Consider the following 17,836-nt stretch of genomic DNA (forward strand, 5'->3'; position numbering starts at 1 on the left):
ATAATATTAACATTTTATGTCCATATAAAAAAAGAAATAAAAAATTAATATTATTACTATACTAACATATTTTGAACCAATTATATATATTTACCTATTTTTAGAGTTATTATTCAAAAATTTACATATACAAAATAAAATTATATAATTTTAAAGGGGAAAATACAGCAATCATTCACATTCTAAAAAATAGTAGAGTGCCTAATTTATGCTTTGTATTTCAAGAGGCTGAAAACTTAAAAATCAGGTATGAATAAATTAGGAAGTGGAATATTTTCTTCCCTGCTATTTATTTCAATGAAGTAAGGTCCATTCATACCCATAGCTTTTTTAATAGCTGTTTCTATTTCTTCATTAGTATTTACTCTTTCACCCTCAATTCCATATCCTTTTACAATTGTCAAAAAGTCAGGATTTTTTAAATCAACCTCATATCTGAAATTTTCATCAATATTCTCTTCCCATTGGCGAATAATGCCTAATTGATTATTGTTAATTAAAGTTATAATTATTGGAAGATTATATTCTCTGATTGTTGCAAGTTCTTCAATACACATTTGAAAACCACCATCCCCATTAATTACAACAACCTTCTCCCCCGGATGAGCTAAAGATATTCCTATTGCTCCTGGAAGACCCATACCCATAGGACATAATGCTCCAGAATATGAAAATTTACCATATTTATCAGGATGAGCCAGTAACATTGCCCATGTAGCATGAGAACCTGCATCACCCATTACATAACTATCACCAATATTATCATATATTGTTTGAATAGCAGATTGTGGCCTTAGTGGCAGAGATTTATCATAAACTCCATCAACAATCAAAGGCGTATCATTAGATTTAATCTCACCTAACCATTTTTTATTATTTAAATTAAAGTCAATAGAATTTAATTCTTTTAAAACATAAGATACATCACCATTAATTTTAACTTTACCTTTAAGTACAGATTTATCAATATTAACATGAACAACTTTTTGTTCAAAGTTATTTAATTTAGAAGACAATATTGTAGTGCGTTCTGATAGTCTTGATCCTAAAACAATTATTAAATCAGAATGTAAGTATGCAAAATTACTCATTGAACTTCCCCTTATACCAACTAAACCTAAATTAATTGGATTATTCTCATCAATTATACCTCTTGCTGGATAAGTAGTTGAAATAGGAATATTATTTTTCTCTGCAAATTCTTTTAACTCATGGCATGCATTAGCCCATATAACTCCAGAACCTCCAATAATTAATGGTTTTTTAGATGAGTTAATCATATTAATTAAAAGATTCATTTGATTATAGTTATAATCTGTTTTATAATTAATTGGAGAATCAATAAATCTTTCAACATCATCTTCCATTAAAACATCTTTTGGAAGATTAATATGAATAGGGCCACGAGGCTCTTTTTTAAATATTTCAATAGCTTCTTTTAAAGCTAAAATAGCTTCTCTCCCATTTGATGGAGCATAATTTTTAAAAGTAATATTTTCAAAAACCTCTGGTAAATCAAAGGATTGAAAATTATCTTCTAACCTTTCCTTATATGGATTATCTCCGGTTAAAACTAAAACAGAGTTATTATCCTTATAGGCAGTTGCAACAGCCATAACAAAATTTAATGCACCTGGTGATGCAGTAGACATACATACAGAAAAATTACCCGTAGAGTGAGCATACATATCTGCAGCATGTGCTGCTGCTTGTTCATGTCTTGTAAGTATATGCTTTATAGATGATTTTTCAAGCGCCTTATACATTGGAAGTATTTGCTCACCGGGATGACCAAATATATGAGCTACATTTGTATCTTCTAAAATTTTAACTAAAACTTCAGCAGTATTCATAATATCCCACTATAACATTAAGTCATTGAATTAAATTAAATTAAATTAAAATTAAAATTAAAATTAATTAAATTAAATAAGTTAAATTAATAATAAATTAATTATATTAAATTTAAAAGTGAATGTTAAATAATAAATTATTCTTCTTCTTGATAAGAACCATTATATTCTCCAGAACCTACAACATCAAATACAACAGCCTGTGCTATTCTATCTCCTTTTTTAATTTTAAATGGAAAACTTCCATGATTAATTAATAAAAATTTTAAAGATCCATAAAAACCAGGATCTCCTACTGCTGTTTGAACAGAAACAAAAGATCTTAAAAGAGTAGACCTTGGATAATACAACATTGTATATCCTTTAGGAATTTTAATTTTCCTATCAATTTTTCCAATATATGCACAGTTAGGTTCAAGAGTATAAATAGGACCTTCTAATTTTTCCACTTCAGGTAAATTTTTATCATTATCTATTAATGAACCTGACCCTTTTTGTATATACATCTCATCTAAAGCCAAATCAATACCTGAAGGCTGTATTAATTCAGCAAAATCTGGAAATAATTTTTTAAGTTCACTTTCTCCCAACATTAAATCACCATAATTTTAAAACATAAACTAAAAATGAATTTTACAATAAGTAAATTTTTAATATTAATAAATTAGAATTAATATTAAATACATTATATATTATATTTTATAGAAAATAATTTATAATAGTATAGTTTTTTAAAATTAAATAAAAAAGGTGATTAAATGCCAGTAATAACAATTGCAGGAAATCCAGGAATTAGTAAAGAAAAAAAAGAAAAAATGATTAAAGAAGTTAGTCAAATTGTAGCAGATGCATATGATTTGCCAATAAGCACTACAACTGTTTTAATCCAAGCATACCCTCGATACCCTCGTGATGACATTGGTGTTGGAGGAGAAATCTTAAGTAATATTGATGAGTAAGTTTAATAGCTTACTCTATTTTTTATTTAAAAAATTAAATAATATTAAAATGATTAATTACAATTTAAAAACTAAAGAATTTAGGAGAATAATTGGTCTAACATCCATTCTGCACTATATTCTTTAATATCATCATAACCTTGACCTACACCCAAAAAAAGTATAGGTTTTTGAATTACATAACCAATTGATAGGGAAGCTCCACCTTTAGCATCAGCATCAGCTTTAGTTAAAATTACACCATCAATATCAATAGCTTCATTGAATTTTCTAGCCTGCTCTGTAGCATCATTACCAGTTAATGCATCACCTACAAAAATAACAAGATCTGGTTTTGCAATTCTTTTAATTTTTTTCATCTCATCCATAAGATTAGTATTAGTTTGCATTCTTCCTGCAGTATCAATTAATACTAACTCTTTATTTTGAGCTGTGGCATGTTCTACAGCATCATATGCAACAGCAGCAGGATCTGATCCTTTTTGGTGTTTAATAATTTTTACACCAACATTATCTGCATGATGAGTTACTTGTTCAATAGCTCCTGCTCTAAAAGTGTCTGAAGCAGCGATAACTGGATTATAACCTTTTTTAAGGTAATAATTAGCCAATTTACCAATAGTAGTAGTTTTACCCGTACCATTAATACCTACTAACATTACAACTAAAGGTTTACCTTCCTTAACTTTATCTTCAAGCATTTCAGTCATTGATTTACCTTCAACATTAATAATTTTAGCAATAGCTTTTTGAAGAGCTTTATAAGTATATTCTTCAACATCACTACTTCTTTTAATTTTTTGACCAACTAAGTCTTCTTTTACAGATTCAACTACTTCATTTGCAACATCTATTGCAACATCCCCTTCAAGTAAACCAATTTCAAGTTCAAATAAAATATCTTCAACATCATCTTCAGAGATTGTTTTTTCTTTTAAAAATGAAAAAACACCCCTTCCTTTATCTTTATCATCACTATTTTCCTCTTCGACAATCTCATCAAAGATATCCTTTGCAGAAATTTCATCCTTAAATTTATCACTGATAGGATCATCTTTCTCTTTTTTCCTACTATACCAGTGTTTTTTAGAATCCTCTTCATCTACATAATCAGATTTATAGTAATTTTCATCAAAGTCATCATCTTCCACTTTATCATCTGAAGATTTACTTCTACTATACCAATGTTTTTTCTTAGGAGCTTCGATACCTAATTCTTCAGCTTCTTTTTTAGCTTCTTGTTCAGCTAAAGCTTCAGCAAATCTATCTTTTTTAACTTCCCCTTTTGAAGAATTTTTATCTTTTTTATTTTTATTAGGTGAAAATCTTGAAAAAAATCCTGATTTTTCTTCTAAAACCTCTTCCTCTTTCTCATCATCTTCATCTTCATCATCGAAAATAGCTTCCCATTCAGCATCTTCATCATCAATGTCTTTTTTTGAAATATCCTCTTCGATTTCTTCTGTTTCTATAAGTTCTATGTTATTTTCTTCTTTAGCTTCTTCAGTAACCTTATCAGTTAATTTATCACTAGTTCTAGAAAATCTCTTTTTTAATGATTCAAACAAGTTATTACCTTCCTTAAAAAAATATTTATCCAATGAATAATCTATAAGAATTATAAATGAAATTTAAATAATAAATTTAATATAAAAATTTGAAATTAAGAATTTAATTAAGTTAAATTTAAATTTAATAATAATTTTAATTATGTTTAATTTTAATTTTAATAATATTATAATTTTATGATTTTAAAATTTAAACTGAAAAAAATAAAAAAACTAATAAAATTCTAAAAATATTAATTTAGGATGATATATATGTGCATCTCAATATATTAACAATAATGAGTATACATAAAATTTCATTAAATTGAAATTGTATTAAATAAAAATATGCAATTACATGATAAATATAAAAATAAACTATTGGTAAATTCAAATAATGATAAGAAAAAATTTTGAAAAAAAATTAGTTTAAAATTATTTAAAAATATGTGTTTTATAATTTTTCCGTGCTTATTAAGATAAGACTTTGAAAAATCATAAGATAAGTGAATATATTTAAAAAATTATTAAAAATATTATGAAATTGTATGAAGGTTAATAAATTGTTTATTTAAGCGAATATATAATATAAATTAAATTAAACCATAAAATATTGTAAATAACTATTTATATTAATAAGAGGGTTGTTAATATTAAGTTAAAACTATTTTTAGCAGGAACTTTAATTTTAATTATGATTATATCTTTAGGTTGAGTTTCTGCAAATGATGTTGAAAACTATGAAAGCATTAGTTTAACATAACATGGAGAAAATATTCAAACAACATCAAACAATAATGATATTAATGTTAAGAGTGAAGAAAATGAAATTCTAAACAAATGATATGGATATTCCTAAGGGCAGGTATTCAGCGACTGTTAATACCAATCTTTCAAATGTTAATGTTACATTTACAGTAGATGATTTAATAATTGGAACTGCTCTAAGTGACCCATTAGGACTTGCAAAATTACAATAAGCAGTTCACAATTAAAAAAAAATTGGTTTAGGTACACACAGTATTTTAGTAATCTTTAATGGAGATGAAAATCATAGAGGTCCAATCAAACAGCGAAAATAAAGATAAACAAAGAAGCAAGTAAATTAGTAAATGTTAAAACCTCACAAAAATCCTATAAAAGTACTGCTAAAAAAATGCAATTAACTGCTACATAAAAAGATAGTAAAAATAAAGTAATGAAAAATCAAGTAATCTACTTTAAAATAAAAAATAAAACATTTAAAGTAAAAACCAACTCAAAAAGAATAGCTACACTAACACTTAATGCAGCAAAAATTAAATCACTAAAACTAAACAAAAAAGGTAACTATAAATTCACTGTAACTTATAATACCCCAGCAACATATAATCAATCTACTGGAAAAGGTACATTGAAAGTTGTAAAATAAATTGGAATATTTAAAAATTTTTCCATTTTTTTTTCCATTTTTTTATTTAATCTTATTTTAATAAATTTTTTTAATATAAATAGATTTAAATATTTTCTATTTTAAAAATATGGATTATATTTTAAAATATTAGTTTAAAAAGTAATAGTTTCTAAAAAAAATAATTGATAAATAGATTAATTATAAAAAAAGTTTGTTTAAAGATTTAAAAAAAATTAAAAAAGAAAATTAAAAAATAAAAGAAAAGGTGTAGGATTATTGTCCAGATAACTGAGCATCAAGTTGTAAATTCTTTGACAACTTTTCAGCAGCGGGTTGAAGTTGAGCAATAACATCAGTAACTTGTTGTAAAGATTTTAAAGTATTGTCCAAGTTTTCTTTTAATTCCTCAGATTGGGAATCAATTGTAACTTTAGCTTCATCAACAGTCTGTTTTACAGCAATACCAGCACCAATACTCATTACAACATAATCAGTGTTTGTAATTTCACCTTCCATAAAAGCTCCACCACCAATAGGAACTAAAGATTCGGCAGAACCTTTACCTGCCATATCATCAATAGTAGTTTTTAAAACTTCAAGCTCAGCAAGTGATGCTTGAATAGCTTCTACTTGTTGTTGTAATAATTCTGCTTGATTACGATAAGCAGAAAGTTCACTTACCATTTGTTGTAACTTTTGCTGATCATCCATAAAAAACACCTTTTATAAGATACCTTTAAGAACAAGATCTTCAACTTCATCAGGAGTGATTTCTTTTATTTCTTGAATATCTATTTGATTCCTATTTATTCCATGTTGACTACCGAATAAAGAGTAAATTTTTTCATAGATGTCTTTTTCATTAAATGATTTAAGTTCTTTAGTAAATTTTTGAGTCTGTGAGCCCATAACAAATTTACCTTTTACTCTATAAATTTTAGTTTGCATATAAATCCCTCATTTTGATAAAATATATTTAAAATGAATCTAAAAATCCTAAAGATTCTTCAACCCTAGCCATTTCAGGGCCAGTAGTGTCTTCACCCACTATTACTCCTTTAGAATTAGATATAGAACAAGCACCAACTAGAGGAAGACCTCTATTAACAGTACCAATATTACCTTCTACACCAAATACCTTCTCAACAAAAGTAATTTCATCAGGCTTAGAATCTTTGTGAATAAGAAATCCTTTATTAGTAACAGCCATTAAAGAACCAATTATATCATAACCTGCAATGGTAGATTTTTCAACATCAACATTTAATGTTTCTTCAATAACATTTATAGCATTATCTGAAACTTTAGGACTAACTATTGCCCCATTATCATTAGCTGCAAGAATATTACCAACTGCAGTGTATTTATCTGGTAATAATGCAATATTTTCAATACCTGCTTCTTTTAAAGCATTTAATTCCTTTTCAAATATTTGGGGAGAAACTATAAAACCATTTGAATTTCCCACCATTAATGCACCAGCTAAGTTAGATCCAGCAATTGAACTTATAACAATATTTACATCTAAAGCTTGTTTTAAATCTTCTAATCTAGAATCTAAAATATTGTGAGGAACAATAGCTACATCATCATTAACAGCTATATATACACCAAGATTTGGATTTCCTGTAAGATTAATTCTTTTCAACATTATTATTTACCTTATTAAATTAAATAATGAACATACTTAAAAAACAAGTTGAAAGTCTAATCAGCAAGAACTGCTTTAACATATTTTTCATCATCTTCTTCAATAACAGTAGCTTTTACTTTGATTTTAGATGGAATTTTTTGTATTCCTCTTTCCCAAATTTTTTCGTTAATTGAAGCATCAATGACAATATCTTCAACTTTCATATGTTTCATTAAAAAGTTTCTAACTTCTCTAATAGCCCTAGGAGCTCTTATAGTCCTTTTAACGTTTTTAACGTTACGAAGAGGTATTGTGTAAACTCTTTCTAAATTTTCTGCCATATTAAACACCCCTATAATTTAAGATTATTTCTTCTCCAATTTCTAGGCTTAGGTCTGTATCTTAATTTACGATTAGTTTTAGCGTAAGCCCAAATAGGAATTCTTCTATTTTGTTTTGTTGCTTTAGCCATTCTTAATTTTCTAGCTAATGGTTTATTTCTACTCATATTCTCACCATAATATATAATCATTATTTTTATTTTGATACGGAACAATCTATAATTCAATCTTTTAATCCGACAACATTAGTCTGATAATGTTCTGGGAAAATTTCACTAGAATTTCCTCCCACCTCATCAATTAATATTCTAATTTCAACCTCATAATCAGAACTATTGTCTTTATTGCTCTTTTCTTTTTTTACCTTGAATAATGATGAAACCAAGGTATTAATAGTTTTAAAACCAAAACTATCTAAATTTATGTATTGAATATTTTTCCTTGCCTCTAAACTTTGAATTTGATCTTTATTAAGTTTAGGAGTTTTATCATCCCTACGAGTCCCATCAGCAACAACAGGATACTCTAATGCTGCAGCCTCAATTACTTCTTTGTGAATATATTTAATTCCCTCATTTGGAAATCCATCATTCATAATCATATTAACAGCATCTTGTAAAATCTTTTTATCTAAGCTTAAAACACGATGAGGCATATCTAATGATTTTGCAGATAATTTTGCAGGAATATAGGAATCATATACATTGAAATTTGCAGTAACAAGCTCTACTTCAAAGCCTAACCTTTTAAGAATTAGTCCCATAAGAGAACTGTCTTTACCGCCACTATACAATACACAAGCTTTCATAAAAATTATTTCCTAGTAATACGCATTTCCCTTTTTTGACCAGCTAATTGTGATAATAAAACTTTTAGTTGATCATCAGTTACTTTTCCTTTTAAACTACCAGCTTGAGCAGATTGAATTAATTGAATTTCAATTTGTTGGACTAATTCAGGTCTAGTCAACTTAAGATTGGCTAATCTGCTTCGAGCTTCAGGAGTCATGATTTGTTTAACAGCTTGATTAAGCTGAGCTTCTAATTGTTCTTGCTGAGCTTGCTGTTCAACTTGCTGTTGCATTTGTTCATTTGCAAGAGCTTGTTGTTTTTGTAATTCCTCCATTTTCTTACGACGAATATCTTCAAGTTCACTCATATACAAATCTCCATATCTTTTCAATCAAAATAAATTTAATATTTTTCAAGTCCTGGAATATCTTTTATTAATTCAGCAGAAGTTTTGTCTAAGAAAGATTGTCCTTGTGGAGTTACAACTCTTCCACCTTCAACTTTTTCAACATACCCTGCATCTTCTAATTGATGTAAAGCTACTCTAACTATAGAACCGCTACTTAATCTGAATTTTTCAGGGCGGACACCACGGTCTTTTTTACCACCGAAAGACCTTCTTAAACTTCTAACACCTACAGGACCAGCTATATATACTTTTCTTAAGATAGCTGCACATCTTACATACCACCAATCGACATTAACTGGTTTTCTTTCTTTATGAACACCAGTTTTAACGAGACGAGACCATTCAGGTGATTGAATTTTATCATTATTGTTTTTAAATTCATCTGCGAGGTGATTGATTAATACCTCTGCAGGTACATCATATACAGTACTCATATTAATTCTCCATATATTTATTTATAGAAAATAACTAAGTTAAATTCTAATATATTTAAAAAGATTTGTTAAATAGATAGAAATTCTTAATATGATCCTCAAATTAAACTTAAATTTAGTCTTATGCTAAAGAAAAATAAGTTTGTAACTCAAAATGAGTATTAAGATTTTTTCTTATAAATAATAGCAACATGTCCTCTAACATCAACTAATTCTGAATTAGTTGCACTTACAATGTCGCTTATAAAATCATCTTTATTTTTTGCTATAGATCTAGCAAATTTTAATTTAACAACTTCATTGGATTTTAATTGACGTTTAACCTCATCAATTACATTTTCATTTACACCAGATTTTCCAATGTTAATTGTTATAGCGGAAAGAGCTTCATTCATAATTTCTTTTTTTGTTAATGTATGAGTCAATTTTAGCTCTCCTCTTTGATTTTATTTCCTTAATATAAGGAATTTTCATGATATGGCCGCATTCTGAACATTTAATGTTAACAGTACTGTCAACTAGCCGGATTGAACAGTTTTGGCCCGGAAAAAGGAACTTGTGACAATTTTTACAGTATCGCTTGTTCCATTGAGCAGGAATTTTAATATTATATTTAGTGGATATTTTAAGTGCAAGTTCAGCATATCTGTGAGATCTTTCAGGATGAGTGAAAAACTCATTTTCTGCCATATCAAAAAGAATATTAATCCTTTCATTTGCAATCTTTAAAATCCATTTTGGTCTTTTTCCTCTACTCAAACATACCCCTCTTATAAATGGAATATAAACTTCTATAAATAGAATTGTAAATCTTTTAATAGTTTTAAAAGGTTTTAAAGAAATAAAAACTAATTCTAAACGATATTATAAAACCATAATATACAAGAAGAATATTAAGAATGAATATGTTTTTTCTATATAAAAAGCTTTACTATAAAAAGCATATTACAATAAAAAGTTCCATTATTTTATATATTTTTGCTTATTAAAAAGCTTTTGTAAATAGACAAATACTTATAATAAATTCATAAAAAAAGCAAAAAATAAATTTAATAATTAAATAAGCTTTAATTATTCAAATAATGTATAAAAAGTTAAATTCAATATAAAAATAATAAAATAAAAATATATTGACCATATTAAAAGCTAATTTTAAATAAAAATTAAAGAAAATTAAATATAATTCTTGCTAAAAATTAACAGTATCATTTTTTTAATACCCATTCAATAAAATCTACTTCGCCAACAGGATAGGATAAATCATGACAGATAATTTTACATATTATATCTAAAACGTCTTCAGGACTTTTATCTGTAACATCGATCTCACAGGTATTATCCCCATATTTTTCATATGCTTCAACAGAACATACTGCTAAAGCCTCAGATAAAAGATTTTCATTAATTTTAGAGGAGGTGTAGTTTCTATCACTAAGTCGGATTTTTAATTTATCTGGGTGGGCTCTTAAAATAATTACTTTATCTGCACCACTGCAAAAATGACTTAAGTGACCTTCAAAAATCAATAATTTATTTTTATTTTTGTTTTGTTTAAAGAATTCATTTTTTTGATTATTAAATGCTTTATCTAAGTTTTCAATATCTACAATCTTATAATCTTTTTCAGGGTCTCTACCTAATATTAAATCATTCCCAAATGCAAGTTCATTTGTTTTGATTAACTTAACATACCAGTTTTCTTTTAGATTTAATTTATCAAATAAAATTTGTGAAATAGTAGTTTTTCCAGTACATGGAGTACCACTAATAAATATTGTTTTGTTAATCATATAATCACAAGAGTTGAAAAAATTATTTTTTAAGAATAACTCTTAAAACATCTTCATCCTCAAGAACATGATCTGGACCTACTTTTTGACCTGGAAATTTTACAGATGTTCCCCAAATCTTAGCATGTCTAAAGTTTTTAACAAATTCCCTATGTAATTTACCACATGCTTCAATAACAGTAGTGCCTCTTTTAATAATAAGAGGATCTTCCATATCTGCTTGTTTTCCCTGAGGTTTGAGATAAACTCTAATAAGACCTAAATTATTAAAAATAGTTTCTCTAAGATAATCCATATTATGTTTTTTATCAGCAGAAATAGGGATAAAATCAGGAATAGTTTCTCTAATATGATTCAGGTAAGTCTCATCAACTAAATCTGTTTTGTTCATAAGAATAATCATTGGAACATAAGATTTATTTCCATCTAAAACATCAATGAATTGATCTATACTAATATCTTCCCTAAATAATACACTAGCATTGTGTATACCATATTCATTTAATACAGACCTAATTGTAACCTCATCAAGTTTTGATAATGGAATAGTTGAAGATACTTTTACTCCACCCCTACCAGTTTTTTTAACCCTTACATCAGGCTTGGTTTGGTTAGGTCTAACACCAATATCATGAATTTCCTTTAAAATAACATTAATATGCTGAGGATTTAAAACATCAAGAACTATGATAATTAAATCAGCATCCCTTGCAACTGCTAAAATCTCTTTGCCTCTACCCTTACCACCAGATGCACCAGTAATAATACCTGGAACATCAAATATTTGAATTTGGGCATTGTTATACTCCATAATACCTGGAATGATATCTAATGTTGTAAATTGATAAGCGCCAACTTTACTTTCTGCATTTGTTAATTCATTAAGTAATGTTGATTTTCCAACAGATGGAAAACCTACAAGTACTGCAGTTGCATCTCCAGATTTCTTAACATAAAAACCCTGACCTTTAGTACCAGAACTGTTTCTTTTAATCTGTTCTTCTTTAAGTCTTGCAATCTTAGCTTTAAGTTTACCTATATGGTGAGAAGTAGCTTTGTTATACTGAGTTTTTTGAATCTCATCCTCAATATCTTTTATCTTCTGATCTATATCACTCATAACTACACCAAATAAATAATAATTAAAAAATGAATAGGTTTTTAAAAACCATATAAAAATAATATATTAATATAATTTCTTCTTTTAAAATATATAAAACTTAAGATTAGAATAAAAATTTTAAAAATAATCTATTGAATTTAAAATAATCTAATAATCAATTGAAAAAAAGGTCAAATTATATAAATATTAGTATAATTTAGATTTAAAAAAAATAAAAAAAGAAAAGTTAAGATAAAAATCTTAACTATTAATAGCTAGGACGTAGTCCCATTTGTAGAATTCGAAACATCAACAGTTGAAGAGGAGCTTCTTCCTCCTGCAGCCGTATTTTCAAAATTAACTTGCCACAATGAAACACCATTTGCCATATGTACCTGAGTAAATATGTCTTGACCATAACCACCTAAAAGATACAATCGAGTAAACATCGAATCAACAAGTTCATTACTCATTAATACAGCATTGTATGTACCATTATATCCAAATACGTATAAGGTGTAATTACCATCACTAGCACCTTTAATACTTTCATTTTTAACAAGATAACCATCTTCAATAACAAGTAGATTACTTGCTTTTAATGGATTATAGGTAGAACCATTTAGTTTAACTTCACTACCATTATTAGCAAATTTAGATACTATTTGAGCGCTAGTATTATTAGAGCTACCTCTTGTAATTTTAGCAGTGAAATTAATACCAAACTCTTCATGCATTGGTATTTCACCTGTTTGGCCCGAAGCATTAAGAACTGTTTGGTTTTTACCAGTGTAGTATTGGTAGGCTTCTGTTTCATCACCATCAAATTTCCAATTACCAAAGTAAGTCCACCAACCTGCTTTTGCAAGCATATCTGAACTTGCAACAAATATAACTGGTTTTGGATTATCAGGGTGCGTAAGCTTTATAATAGCCGCAGAATCCCCACTTGAAACATGGTATTTACTTTGTAAAGTACTTTGAGCTTCAGATTTAGACTGAGGTAAAATTTCATTTAGTATTTTTACAGTAGTACCATTACTTCCATTAGTATAAGGAATCAATTGATTATATATTGGATCATAACCGCTAGTACCAAGCATTCTGAAAATACCTGCAGATAATTCTAAATTATCCGTTGTCATTGCATGACCTAGCCAATAGGCCCTACCTTCTGAACCTTGCATACCTCCATCAAATATGGTTTGTCTATCTGCTGCAATCTCAAATAAATAACCGAAATCCCACCATGAGCTTATTACTGTATCATTAGCTTGATTTTGTTTGATCCATTCCATAGAATTCCACATATCATCATTAGTACCTGGAACAATATTTTGGCTAGTTAAGTGAGCAAAACATACTGTTGGAGAAACAATAGCTAAGAATATACAGAATATTGCTAGATATTTTGTATATGGTATATCATTATAAACCAAGGGTTTTTTAAGTTGATATAAAATTGCAGCAATAATAATAAGTGCTACCATTAAAACAATACCGAAAATATGATTTACTTGGACAATAATAGGATAAGATCCGATAATTGCAGCTATAATAATCGTAGCTATAATTTTTTTATCATCTATTCTTCTAGCCTTAATATAATCTGCAGCATAACCTACAAAAATACCTGTAAGTATCCCAAATGGTAAGATTAATAATGTAATAAACCTTGCACCTTGAGTTACTGCAACTGCAGCTGAAAATGTCCATACAATAAATAATGTTAAGTACAATATCGTTTCTTTTCTTGATTTAACAACCTCATCTTGAGAGGCGAATTCAACAATATCACTAAGAGAGAAAGAAAACCTTTTATCAGCTTTTTTAGAAGTTGATTCTCTTAGATTTTTAGGTAATTTACCTGTAGAAGTTTTATTTGTAGAGGTTTTACTTAATTTAAATAATCTGCTCACATATATGTAAAGAACTATTAAAGCAGCGAATAAACAAGTTATACCTCCAATACCGTTTATAGCAGCACCAGTATTAGCTAAGAAAGATCCTGATAATCCACCAGATATTAATGCTGGAACTTGAAGCTCTGCAACAGATACTCCTACATTAGGAAAACCAGTAAGAGTGGTTGTAGCTTGTAATGAGAAACCTCCTAAAACATTATTGACAATACCAAATACTCCAGAACTATCAACAATAGTCAGTGCAATTACAAGTAAAACAACAAGACCGATTATTGATAATACTTCACGTTGTAAAAGATATTCCTTAATCTTGCTTGAAAGAGAAACATTCTCATGAGAATGCTTAATATTCATATAAAAATTAAGTATTAAGTACACTACAATAAATAAAGCTAACATAGCTATGTAAAATACATAACCATCCCAAGACTCTGCAAATCCCATAATAGATAAAACTGAAAGTATTACAAATAATATTTTATATATCTTCCTATCCGACCGAATACTTTCAATGAAAAATAGAATCGTGAACAGTGGGAATATAAAAATAAACATATCTGTATCAAAGAAACCCGGGAATGTGTGTGCAAAGTAGTTAGGAGACAATGCAATAAGTAAAGATGCGGCTATTGCACCATAATCATTAGTAACTCTCCTTACAATAGCATAGGCAGGAATAACTGCTAAACAAGATATAATAGCTCCCGTCCAAAAAGCTACGGTTTTAACATCAAAATCACCGAATAACTGAGCTAAATTATACATCCATGACGTAGTCACACCAATACCCATTTTATATGTAGTATTCATACCATAAGGAGAAAATCTGTGATTATCCACCTGAGTGTTATTAACCAAAGTATCTCCATAGTAACCATGATCAATATAATTCTGAGTCATCCTTAAGTTATAATATGAATCCATCTCTGAAAAGTAAGGAAGACCAGATGAATCAACATATTCTGCTTTCATATCAGAAGGGAGTCCATTTAATTCTATTGCTGGAGCCCTTAATGCAAATACAAAAGCTAAAAGTATGAGGACGATTACTACAGATTTAATTATATTCTTTGTATTAGTATTCATAAAATCCTCTGTTACATTTCTAATTAAAAAATTTTTTAAAAAGTTTTAAATTAAGTATACCTAATTTAAAAAAATTAATGATATTAAATTTAAATTAAATAAAATATTTATTTATTATATTAAAATTAATAAAAAATTATTGAATTTAAAATTAATTCAAGATTTAAAATTAATTATTCAAATAATATTTAAATATTATTCATTAATAATATTCTTTTTTAATGTTTTTAAATATATGTATTTATTTTTAAATAAATATTATAAAACTAAAAAAATTAAAAAAAATAAAAATAAATTTTAATCATTAATTGTTATTTATAAAAAAATTAATGTTCTAATTAGTTTAATAAAAAATAAGAAAAATAAAAAGATTATTATAAAAAGCTACTCCTGTTTAGATTCTTCAAGTGCTTTATCCAACTCATCAACATTACATGTGAATCTACAACTAGGAAAACCTCTACAACCTATAAATTCACCATAACGCCCATGCCTTTTAATTAATTCTTTACCACACTTAGGGCAAGTTCCCACTACTTCAAGAACTTTATTCGTTTTTACATTTTCCTTACCACAATTAGGATCAAGACAAGCATGTTGACGTGGTTTACCATAGGAAATAATAGGAAGGCCACAAGTAGGACATTTCTTTTTAAGGAAGTTAGCGCCTTTTGGAAGATTATAAATTACTCTACAATCAGGATAATTAGAACAACCTACAAAACTATTTTTAGTTTTTGGAGAGTATCTTTTAATTAAATCTCCGCCACATGCACATTTACCAACAATCTGGCTTTTCATATATGCATCATAAAGTTTTGGGCCAATATCCTCCTCATTTTTTTGAATATCAGAAAGGATGCTACGAACCTCATAATATGCATCATCTACAAGTTTTCCCCTTGTAAGTTTGCTGTCTCTAATTTTATCTAAATCCTTTTCAAAATTACGAGTTAACTCTTCTGAGGTAATATCCTTACAATATTCTTCTAAAGTATCAATAATATTTTCACCTAACTGATTAACCTCAATTTTTTTACCAGATATATATTTTCTATCATAAAGTTTATCAATAATATCTGCACGTGTAGCTTTAGTTCCCAATTCTCTTTTTTCAAGTTCTTTAATAAGAGAGGCTTCATTATACCTTGCAGGAGGTTTAGTTTCCTTCTCTTCAGATACTATATCTTTTACTTTAACCTTATCTCCTTTTTTAAGATCTGGAAAACTATCATTTTCTACCTTTTTAAATGGATAATGAGCTAACCATCCCATTTTAGAGACTCTTTTACGTTTAAATTCAAAACCTTCCTCTGCAACATTAAGATTAACTTTCATAGTTTCAAGTTCAGATTCAGTTGAAAAAACACTTATAAATCTATAAACTATTAAATCATAAATCTTTTGCTCATCCTTATCTAATTTTTCAGGAAGTACTCCTGTAGGGTGAATTGCAGGGTGAGCAGCATCAGTTTTTTTACCTTCATTTGGTTTTAATTTTTTAGGTAAATCTGTAATGTGTTTTTTATACTCCTCATTTTGAGAAAGATTAATTAAAATATTTTTATAATTTAAAGATTCTGGTAATTTTTGAGAAGAAGTACGAGGGTATGAAGTGTATCCTCCAGTATATAAATTCTGAGCAATAAGCTGAGTTTTTTTAGGAGAAAATCCAAAAACAGAATGGGATTCAGATTGAAGGCCTCCTAAATCAAAAGGTATTGGAGGTTTTCTAATAGTTCTTGAGATTTTAACACTACTTACATCAGCATTTGAACCTTTACAATTTTTATAAATATTTTCTGCACGCTGTTTATCAAAGATTTTACCATCTACATGATCTGCTATAATTTCATTTTCAAGTAATGCTTTAATTAACCAGTAAGGTTCTGGAACAAACTTTTTGATTTCTTTTTCTCTTTTTGTAAGTATGGAAAGAGTAGGAGTTTGAACACGACCTGCTGATAATTTTAAGTATTTTGATTTTGATTTTCTAACAGATAACATTAAAGCTTTTGAAATATTAACACCAAAATAATAATCCAATATATGTCTTGCAATACCACTTTCAACCTGTGGCATATCTAAATCTATTTTATTGTCGTATGCTTCAAGTAAATCTTTTTTTGTTAAAGTGGAAAATTTCATTCTAGAAACTTGAGAGAAATCTTTAATACCGCATGCATATTTTAATGCATTAAAACCAATTAAGGTTCCTTCAACATCATAATCACAAGCATGAGTAAAAGAATCTGCATCCTTTGCAAATTTCTTTATTGCATTTAAATAATCTTTAGTAAATCTACTGGATTTATTTATTTCAAATGCAGGTACCCATTCCAAATCAAAATAATATGTGTCTCTGGAATTTTTAGGACTTAATGAATATAAATGACCAACTGCAGAAACAATTACAATATTGTTACCATCCTTTTCCAATTCCCAATAATTAACTTTTTTATTATATCTACCTTTTTTAGGATGGCTTGATAAAGCTTGAGCAATTTTCTCAGCTGCTTTTGGTTTCTCACAAATAATTAATTCATTCATTTTTTATCACATTAAAATTTGAT

20 protein-coding genes are annotated in these 17,836 nt (G+C 27.7%); 3 read left to right on the forward strand and 17 right to left on the reverse strand.

All coding sequences use genetic code 11. The annotated features are described in order from the left end of the window. Window positions 1-236: 236 nt before the first annotated feature. Both QZ146_RS04970 and QZ146_RS04975 read right to left on the reverse strand, forming a co-directional pair. Window positions 237-1,853, reverse strand: coding sequence for a thiamine pyrophosphate-binding protein (locus tag QZ146_RS04970; RefSeq protein ID WP_295722552.1), 1,617 nt, complete (start codon window positions 1,851-1,853; stop codon window positions 237-239). Between the two features lie 137 nt (window positions 1,854-1,990). After that, window positions 1,991-2,446, reverse strand: coding sequence for a deoxyuridine 5'-triphosphate nucleotidohydrolase (locus QZ146_RS04975; protein ID WP_295722553.1), 456 nt, complete (start codon window positions 2,444-2,446; stop codon window positions 1,991-1,993). 165 nt (window positions 2,447-2,611) lie between these two features. On the opposite strand from QZ146_RS04975, the gene QZ146_RS04980 reads away from it, so the two are divergent. Beyond that, on the forward strand, window positions 2,612-2,812 hold the full coding sequence (locus QZ146_RS04980) for a tautomerase family protein (protein ID WP_295722554.1): 201 nt from the start codon (window positions 2,612-2,614) through the stop codon (window positions 2,810-2,812). A gap of 80 nt (window positions 2,813-2,892) precedes the next feature. On the opposite strand, the gene ftsY is transcribed toward QZ146_RS04980, so the two are convergent. Then, window positions 2,893-4,380, reverse strand: coding sequence for a signal recognition particle-docking protein FtsY (gene ftsY, locus QZ146_RS04985; protein WP_295722555.1), 1,488 nt, complete (start codon window positions 4,378-4,380; stop codon window positions 2,893-2,895). Between the two features lie 824 nt (window positions 4,381-5,204). On the opposite strand from ftsY, the gene QZ146_RS04990 reads away from it, so the two are divergent. Together QZ146_RS04990 and QZ146_RS04995 are read left to right on the forward strand one after the other, a co-directional pair. Beyond that, the gene (locus QZ146_RS04990; protein WP_295722556.1) at window positions 5,205-5,339 is read left to right on the forward strand and encodes a hypothetical protein; all 135 of its coding nucleotides are present in this window, start codon (window positions 5,205-5,207) and stop codon (window positions 5,337-5,339) included. A 218-nt stretch (window positions 5,340-5,557) separates the two neighbouring features. Next, window positions 5,558-5,770 carry a hypothetical protein gene (locus tag QZ146_RS04995; RefSeq protein WP_295722557.1) on the forward strand — a complete coding sequence of 71 codons (213 nt, stop codon included), beginning with the start codon at window positions 5,558-5,560 and terminating at the stop codon, window positions 5,768-5,770. 255 nt (window positions 5,771-6,025) lie between these two features. Here QZ146_RS04995 and pfdA read toward each other — a convergent pair whose 3' ends face one another. The 14 genes from pfdA to topA all read right to left on the reverse strand — a co-directional run bounded on the left by pfdA (window position 6,026) and on the right by topA (window position 17,813). After that, window positions 6,026-6,463, reverse strand: coding sequence for a prefoldin subunit alpha (gene pfdA / locus QZ146_RS05000; RefSeq protein WP_295722558.1), 438 nt, complete (start codon window positions 6,461-6,463; stop codon window positions 6,026-6,028). A 12-nt stretch (window positions 6,464-6,475) separates the two neighbouring features. Beyond that, window positions 6,476-6,700, reverse strand: coding sequence for a 50S ribosomal protein L18Ae (gene rpl18a / locus QZ146_RS05005; RefSeq protein WP_295722559.1), 225 nt, complete (start codon window positions 6,698-6,700; stop codon window positions 6,476-6,478). Window positions 6,701-6,728: 28 nt separating this feature from the next. Then, complete coding sequence (locus tag QZ146_RS05010; protein WP_295722560.1) at window positions 6,729-7,403, reverse strand: translation initiation factor IF-6; 675 nt, start codon at window positions 7,401-7,403, stop codon at window positions 6,729-6,731. Between the two features lie 56 nt (window positions 7,404-7,459). Continuing rightward, window positions 7,460-7,726, reverse strand: a complete 267-nt coding sequence (locus QZ146_RS05015; RefSeq protein WP_295722561.1) for a 50S ribosomal protein L31e — start codon at window positions 7,724-7,726, stop codon at window positions 7,460-7,462. An 11-nt stretch (window positions 7,727-7,737) separates the two neighbouring features. Next, complete coding sequence (locus QZ146_RS05020) at window positions 7,738-7,893, reverse strand: 50S ribosomal protein L39e (RefSeq protein ID WP_295722562.1); 156 nt, start codon at window positions 7,891-7,893, stop codon at window positions 7,738-7,740. A 56-nt stretch (window positions 7,894-7,949) separates the two neighbouring features. After that, window positions 7,950-8,534 (reverse strand): hypothetical protein, encoded by a 585-nt coding sequence (locus QZ146_RS05025; RefSeq protein ID WP_295722563.1) that lies wholly within the window; start codon window positions 8,532-8,534, stop codon window positions 7,950-7,952. Window positions 8,535-8,539: 5 nt separating this feature from the next. Then, complete coding sequence (locus tag QZ146_RS05030) at window positions 8,540-8,884, reverse strand: DNA-binding protein (protein WP_295722564.1); 345 nt, start codon at window positions 8,882-8,884, stop codon at window positions 8,540-8,542. Window positions 8,885-8,919: 35 nt separating this feature from the next. Beyond that, window positions 8,920-9,360, reverse strand: coding sequence for a 30S ribosomal protein S19e (locus tag QZ146_RS05035; RefSeq protein ID WP_295722565.1), 441 nt, complete (start codon window positions 9,358-9,360; stop codon window positions 8,920-8,922). Window positions 9,361-9,521: 161 nt separating this feature from the next. Next, window positions 9,522-9,755: a YhbY family RNA-binding protein gene (locus tag QZ146_RS05040; RefSeq protein WP_295722582.1), complete on the reverse strand. Its 234-nt coding sequence runs from the start codon at window positions 9,753-9,755 to the stop codon at window positions 9,522-9,524. Continuing rightward, window positions 9,748-10,119 (reverse strand): ribonuclease P protein component 4, encoded by a 372-nt coding sequence (locus tag QZ146_RS05045; RefSeq protein ID WP_295722566.1) that lies wholly within the window; start codon window positions 10,117-10,119, stop codon window positions 9,748-9,750. The genes QZ146_RS05040 and QZ146_RS05045 overlap by 8 nt, the downstream gene beginning before the upstream one ends. Window positions 10,120-10,565: 446 nt before the next feature. After that, a complete protein-coding gene (locus tag QZ146_RS05050) occupies window positions 10,566-11,150 on the reverse strand; it encodes an adenylate kinase family protein (protein WP_295722567.1) in 585 nt (194 codons plus the stop codon). Between the two features lie 22 nt (window positions 11,151-11,172). Next, window positions 11,173-12,270: a GTP-binding protein gene (locus QZ146_RS05055; protein ID WP_295722568.1), complete on the reverse strand. Its 1,098-nt coding sequence runs from the start codon at window positions 12,268-12,270 to the stop codon at window positions 11,173-11,175. Between the two features lie 257 nt (window positions 12,271-12,527). Beyond that, window positions 12,528-15,263 carry an STT3 domain-containing protein gene (locus QZ146_RS05060; protein ID WP_295722569.1) on the reverse strand — a complete coding sequence of 912 codons (2,736 nt, stop codon included), beginning with the start codon at window positions 15,261-15,263 and terminating at the stop codon, window positions 12,528-12,530. Window positions 15,264-15,647: 384 nt separating this feature from the next. Continuing rightward, entirely contained in the window at window positions 15,648-17,813 is a 2,166-nt protein-coding gene (topA, locus tag QZ146_RS05065) for a DNA topoisomerase I (RefSeq protein WP_295722570.1), read from the reverse strand. Window positions 17,814-17,836 lie beyond the last annotated feature (23 nt).

Origin of the sequence: uncultured Methanobrevibacter sp. (assembly GCF_905235195.1) — an archaeon.
Classification (GTDB): domain Archaea; phylum Methanobacteriota; class Methanobacteria; order Methanobacteriales; family Methanobacteriaceae; genus Methanarmilla.